Raw genomic sequence first — 4,317 nt, 5'->3', positions numbered from 1 at the left:
GCACGGTCTTCCACCAGGAGGTGGAGGTGGAGGTGGAGAACGCCTCGGTCTTCGGCCTCGTAGCAAACTGGTCGAGTGGCGCAGGGTGGACGGGATGTCCACCCTCGTGGGCAACTCGCTACAGTGGAGCCCTGCGGCATCATGCACGCGCGCATGTGGATCATGCTCCTGAGTATTGTCAGTGGCGCGCGGCAGACTGATGTCACGCAGTACGGCGGCCTCTGCCCGGCCTGCGAAGCAGGGACAGAGACCGCCGCGGGATGTACCCGCACCTCGCGCCTCTTGGTGTCCTACCACCAGGGGGCGCGTCGCGTTTTACAGGCGGCTGACCAGCATCTCGTACAGCCACACCAGGCACCGGTGGAACCAGTGCGCGGTCTCATCGGCAACGCCAGCCATCAGGGCCTGGACTGCGCCGGCGAGCAGCACATCGCGAGCAGTGGTGCGACTCTCACCCCGGACAGGCGGTCGGCCTTCGTCCTCGAAACCGTCGGACGTCGGCTTGTCGCTCTCCGGCATGGGAGCCCCCCAATCAGGACCGCCGCGCTGCAACTAGGGAGCCGGGGCGACGGTCCGTCAATACCCGGCATCCCAGAAGCTGCACAGCACCCGGATGGGTTGCGATTAGAGTACCGACCCCTGCTGACAGATCCGGGGCACCGATAGGTACGGTCGCCCCTCGAAAGCCGACGACACGACGGCCCGGCGCGTGCCGGCACCACCCCCACGGCGCTGACCAGGCACTCCGTCACACCGGGTGCGGACCGACTTTCTTGAGGTTCTTGCCGGTGTCGTAGATGAGCAAGACGCCGAACACGATGAAACGCCCCTTCAAGTGCGCGAACGGCGTCTTGGTCACGTTGCGCCGGTCCCGATTGTCGACCTCTTCGCAGGTGTTGGCGGCCATGCACCCAATCGGTGATGTTGATGTCCTGCGGCCCCTTCACGGAGAAGTGGTCCCGTTCGACTCCGACTGTTTCCAGCGGTGCGCCTGAACGCGGGGCGAGGTCAGCGGCGTGCGGGAACCGCCCCGAACTGGGTGTTCTACCTGGCCCTTCTTGCACTTCTGGGTGCAGGTCGGTATCACCCCGAGGATGCGGCAGGGCCTCGCGAACGTTGTTGATCTTGCTCTGGGTGTCGTCGCTGAAGTTGGCGACGTACGGCATGACGCCGAACTTCCTGCCGGGCTACCTATGCCTCGTGTGTCCTCGAACTCCGGCAGCAGCTTCAGGAACGAGAACAGGCCGCCGTCATTCGCGTCCGCGAGAGATGTGATGCGGGCGTGCTGCACATCGCCCGCAGCATCGGCGAGCAGATCTAGCCGAGCCACACCAGGACGTCCGCCTTCTCGTCGTCCTTCATGCCGGCAGTCTGCCCGACTCGACGTGGCCGCGCGGCCGCCGGCCGCCACGGGACAGGTCAGTGCAGCGGATCCCGCCGCCGGGGTGCCACTCCAACACCGGCGCCACCGCGTCGCCGTGCTCGGCGCACCAGGAGACGGGCACCACGCCGCCGCAGTCGTGCCGCGCGCAGACGCAGGCCCCGCCCGGCCCGACATAGGCGACGCCGTGGCGGACCACCCCGCCCGCCGGCCCTGACCCGGCGGTGCCGCGCAGGCCCGCCGGCCACGCCAACGTCAGGCGCAGGCCCCCCGACCCCGACCGGAACCGTTCGATCACCCGCACCTCCCCCGGCACCGCCAGCGGGCCGGTACCGGGCGCGGTCAGCCGGCGCAGCGACGCTCCGAACGTTCCGGCCGCCAGGGTGGCCAGCTCGTCGGCGTCCTCGTCGGTGGACCAGCCGGACAACGTGTCTTCGCCGGCCGCGTCGTCGGCCAGGGACAGCCATGGGTCATCGAGGCGGAACCGGTGCGTGGCGCCTCCGACCCCGGCCAGCACTAGGGCGGCGATCGTCGGCCCGGTGGGGACTTCGATCTTGTCGTGGGCGAGGAGCCAGGCCACGACCGCGCGGCGGTCGAACTGCGGGTGCACGTCCGTACCGGCCACCGGGTCGGGGAAGTCGGGGTGCCGGCGGCGCCAGTTCACCACCGCGGCCCGGCCCACCCTGGCAATCCGCGCCACCTCCGCCAGAGACACCCGGTCACCACCCGGGGCGACCGGGTTGAGACCGGCGAGCAGGGAGCGGCGGCCAGCGCGGGCAGTGCGCACGCCCCGCCAGTCCACGGAAGGGCGGACCACCTCCAAAAGCGCGATCTCCTGGGCGTCGTACAGAGGGACCGTGGTCACCCCGCCCTGCTGCTTGTAGTCGATGTCCACGGAGCCGATCGGGGCCAGCCACCCGAGCCGCACCACCTGGTCGAAGTCGGTACGGCGCACGCCCAGGCGCACCGCGGCCTGGTCCGGGCCGAGGGGGACGTGCCTGTCGAGGAGGGCGGGCAGGTCCCGGCGGCGGGCCAGCGCGGCCACCTGGTCCGGGTGGACGTCGGGGAACTGGGGGTCCCCGCCGAGGTAGACCAGGAGGCCGGCCTTGACGAGGTGGCCGACCGCCGAGGCGGTCACCCTCGGCCGGAGGATCGGGAGCGGAGCCCCGAGGGCCTCCGTCAGCCGGTCCGCCGCCCACCCCGCCCCCACCGGGCACCGCAGCGCCGCCCGGACCGCCTCCGGGTCGGCGGCCTCCACCACCGCACGCGACCACCGGCCCGGCCCGACGTCCCCGGCCGGGACCAGACCCGAACCCGTCGCCCACCGCCACGCCGCGACCGGCACCCGCAGCCGGCCCGCCGCCTGACCTTCGTCGAACACCTCACGCACCGAACGCACCATGAACCCACTCCAATCCGCACACGACCGGCCCGACGACCGGGCGGCGCCCGAAACATGCAGAAAGATGCCGTTTGTTGTCAATAGCCCTGATTCGGGGGCGAGTTGGGAGCGCCCCGCACAAGCCGCGTACGCGTGCACGAGGGCCGGATTCACCCGGGCGGGGGACGGCAGCGGCCACCGACGGGCTGCGGTCGACCGAGTTCGGGCGCGCGGTCACCGGGCTGAGAAGGGCACCGCACGCCGCGGAGCGCCGACAACGATGAGGGCCGGCGGCGGGACGGCTCGACCTGCCGTGCGCTGGGACGAGCAAGGCCAAGTTTCCGGTGGCCGCCCCACGTTCATGCAGGTCAGAGAGCTGTGGAGAATTTCGGACTCGGGAATTTCAAAATAATTCAGATCACGTGTGACATTCGCAGGTTCCCGCCGCACATCAGCCCGTACAACCAGGCAACTGTTCCTGGACCGCGCGCGAGAGAGAGATCGCCGCCGACTCGGAGCAGTTCAGAACCGGGGAGGGCTTTATGCATACGGATGACCAGATCGCGCAGGCCGTCGACAACGGCCTGTCCGACGACCGGGCGGCGCGGATCCGGGCGGACGTCGCCCGCGTCCAGGAGCTGGCCTACTACGGCTTCAAGGGCCGGGTGTACGAGGTGTTCCGGGACGAGCTGCTGCTGGAGACCGAGCCGATCCTGAGGGGCATGCTGCGTGACGGCTCGCTCGGCCGGCTCTCGATGGAGCGCTTCAACGAGCGGGGCATCGAGTTCTGGATCCACCCCGAGGACTTGGCCACCCTGCGCGCCGACGCCGCCGCCCGCGACGAAATTCTCATCGACATGCAGGTCAGCGCCCTCAAGACGTTCCGCACCAACGCGCTCGTCAAGGAGAAGTGGAACCCGAACCACAGGGGTCCACGCGGGGCCAGCTGCCTGCGGTCGTACTTCGTCGGCACGTGCATCTGGGAGTTCCGTCGCGCGTACCTGCGGTGGGTGAAGGCGCGGCTCAAGTGGGCCCAGCTGCACGCGCTCTGCGACTTCGGCGAGGAGACGCCCGGCGGAGGCAGGGGGATCCTCGGCCTGCTCCAGGCCCCCGGCTACTTGGCCGAGCCCGAGGCCATCATCCTCTCCAACAACTTCGAGGACATCCTGGCCGAGCAGACCCCGCAGACCCAGGCCGTCATCGGCCTGACCATCTACGGCTTGGTGGACACCGAGATCGCGGACAGGCTGAAGATCACGCACGGAGCGGTGCGCAGCCGTAAGACGCGCTTCCGCAACGCCCTCTACCAGGCCGCCCGAGAGCGGCGGATCTGGATCCCCGCCCAGCTCCACACCAAGGCCAACCACGACAAGCAGCAGGCAGGTGCCGCGTGACCACCCACACCCCGACGACCCCGCCCAACCCGGCCCCGGGAGCACCGACCAGTACCCCGCCCGATGGACCCCCCACCGGAACGAAGGTCATGGCGATTCTGTTCTGCTTCGTCTGCGCGGCCCTCGCCGCAGTGGTCGCCCTCTTCCTCGCCCGTCACCAC

The 4,317-nt window shown here is 70.0% G+C and carries 4 protein-coding genes; 1 reads left to right on the top strand and 3 read right to left on the bottom strand.

Annotated features, from left to right (window positions below):
* Positions 1 to 315: 315 nt before the first annotated feature.
* The 3 genes from ACFW48_RS38385 to ACFW48_RS38375 form a co-directional block, all read right to left on the bottom strand.
* Positions 316 to 519, bottom strand: a complete 204-nt coding sequence (locus ACFW48_RS38385) for a hypothetical protein (RefSeq protein ID WP_351303930.1) — start codon at positions 517 to 519, stop codon at positions 316 to 318.
* Positions 520 to 748: 229 nt separating this feature from the next.
* Positions 749 to 907, bottom strand: a complete 159-nt coding sequence (locus tag ACFW48_RS38380; protein WP_386323269.1) for a hypothetical protein — start codon at positions 905 to 907, stop codon at positions 749 to 751.
* Positions 908 to 1,358: 451 nt separating this feature from the next.
* The gene (locus ACFW48_RS38375; RefSeq protein ID WP_386323267.1) at positions 1,359 to 2,783 is read right to left on the bottom strand and encodes a hypothetical protein; all 1,425 of its coding nucleotides are present in this window, start codon (positions 2,781 to 2,783) and stop codon (positions 1,359 to 1,361) included.
* A gap of 521 nt (positions 2,784 to 3,304) precedes the next feature.
* Here ACFW48_RS38375 and ACFW48_RS38370 point away from each other — a divergent pair.
* Positions 3,305 to 4,156 (top strand): hypothetical protein, encoded by an 852-nt coding sequence (locus ACFW48_RS38370; protein WP_386323265.1) that lies wholly within the window; start codon positions 3,305 to 3,307, stop codon positions 4,154 to 4,156.
* Positions 4,157 to 4,317 lie beyond the last annotated feature (161 nt).

Origin of the sequence: Streptomyces sp. NPDC058812, assembly GCF_042744565.1 — a bacterium.
GTDB classification, from domain to species: Bacteria; Actinomycetota; Actinomycetes; order Streptomycetales; family Streptomycetaceae; genus Streptomyces; species Streptomyces thinghirensis.
The sequence above is the reverse complement of the archived record's forward strand: the minus strand, read 5'-3'. Positions and strand labels throughout refer to the sequence as shown.